Source organism: Nostocoides jenkinsii Ben 74, from assembly GCF_001046875.1.
Classification (GTDB): Bacteria; Actinomycetota; Actinomycetes; order Actinomycetales; family Dermatophilaceae; genus Nostocoides_A; species Nostocoides_A jenkinsii.
The window spans coordinates 3657626-3659529 of the sequence record NZ_HF571038.1 but is presented as its reverse complement, the minus strand read 5'-3'; the positions used below and the strand labels follow the sequence as shown (position 1 = coordinate 3659529).

General features: G+C 68.4%; 1 protein-coding gene and 1 pseudogene. Both read right to left on the bottom strand.

Features of this window, described 5'->3' with window-relative positions:
- Positions 1 to 967: transposase (locus tag BN13_RS17425; protein ID WP_235434172.1), on the bottom strand; the 967-nt coding region annotated here is incomplete at its 3' end.
- A 242-nt stretch (positions 968 to 1209) separates the two neighbouring features.
- Positions 1210 to 1904 (bottom strand): annotated as a pseudogene (locus BN13_RS17420) (IS256 family transposase); the annotation flags it as partial.

The window sequence follows — 1904 nt, the reverse complement described above, 5'->3', positions numbered from 1 at the left end:
TGGCGAGTTGACGCTTGTGGGCGCGGCGGGCACCGCGGGTTGTCTTGCCAGTTGCGCTGCTCTTGGCGAGGTAGGTCTTGGCTGGCTCGTGCATGCGTGCCTGGGTGACGTGGACGATGTGCAGGACGCTGTTGACTTTACGGTTGCCGGCCAGGTCGAGGCGATGTCGTCGGGGCTGGCCGTGGCCCTCTCCGGAGGACACGGCCACGGGTGCGGCGCCGCACCACCGGGCGAACTGGGCTTCGGTCTCGAACCGGGTCGGGTCGCCGATTTCGGTGAGCAGCGTCATGGCGGTGACCACGCCGACACCGACGATCTCGATGAGGGTGCAGCCCAGTTCGCTCAGGAGTGCGGGGACTTCAGCGTCGACCTCTTTGATGCCGATGGTGATGGCGTCGACCGCTGACAGTGTTGATTGCAGCCACCGGATCCGGGCCGAGTCGGCACGGGACAGGGCGCCGGTGTCGAGGGTGCGGATCGTCTTCAGTGCGGCCATGACGCGGCTGGTCGCGGGCAGTTGGTCGCGGATCTCGACGGGCAGGGCGCACAGGACGGGCTCGGCCTCGGTCAGCAGCCGAACCCGCTGCAGGACAAGAGATTCCCGTTGCGATCTCAGGACGCGCAGCGTGTCCCATGCCGGTGACGGGGTCTCGACGTGCTTGCGGGCGGGCGGCAGCGCGGGATCGGCGAGGGTCTCGGCTGCGATCGCGTGGGCGTCGGTGATGTCGGTCTTGGCCCGGTGCCGACGGCGGCGTCGGTCGTTGGTGCGGGAGGCTTGAACTTCTCGAACGTCATACCCGCTGGCTCGCAGAGCGGCCACCACGGGCGCCCCGAGGCTGGCGGAGCCTTCGACCCCGACCCGGTCTATGACCGCGCCGGTGCCCGTGAGGATCTCCAGCAGGCGCGCCAGGCCTTCGAAGCTGATCTCGAAGGACTCGCAGGTGATGAGCTCGCCCGTGGCGGACAGGACGGCGACGGTGCCCGAGTGTTTGTGCGGGTCGATCCCCGCGACGGCTGACGTGGTGATGAGGTGCTCCTCCTGCGACGCGTTACGGTGCGGGCAGCGGGTCCGGGTCGCCGGCAGATCTGGGTTGAGTCGTGCAGGCTCTCTTCAAGCCAGGCACCCGGGCCCGCGCCCAGACGGCCGGCCCGGCAGTTCGAATCAAGGACACCAAGGTCAATAGCGTTCAGAGCCAGGGCCGACCGATCGCCCCTGCTCGCGAGGCCGAGGCGACGTGCATAGCCAAACACCCAGATCGCGTTGGTGCTGAACAGGACCCGGCGGATCTCGACGTCGTAGGCCAGGAAGGGTATGAACTCTTCCCACGCCGCGCGCCACAGTCGACCGATGGCGGGGTAGGTCTTGCCCCACTTCTCCTCGAGCTCTTCGAACGCCGCCCAGGCGGCGTCCGCGGTGGCCGCGGTGTAGATCTTGCGCATGTCCCGGGCAAGCTGGTCCCAGTACTTCCTGCTGGCGTAGCGGAACGTGGCCCGGATCAGGTGGATCACGCAAGCCTGCACGATCGTGGCCGGGAAGACCGCGGCGACCGAGTCCGGCAGGCCTTTGAGGCCGTCACAGACCAGGAAGAAGATGTCCCGCACGCCACGGTTCTTCAGGTCGGTCAGCACGGCGAGCCAGAACTTCGCGCTCTCCCCGCCGCCCTGGCCGGCCCACAGGCCCAGGACGTCGCGGCGCCCGTTCAGGTCGACGCCGATCGCCGCGTAGAACGGCTGGTTGCCGACCTGACCGTCGCGGACCTTGACGTAGATCGCGTCGATGAAGACGGCGGCGTACACCCCCAGCAGCGGCCGGGAGCACCACGCCTGCATCTCCCCCGCAAGCGGGGGCACCCCCACTCGACCACCTTGTCGGTGATCCGGGAGATCGTGTCCTTACCGATCGA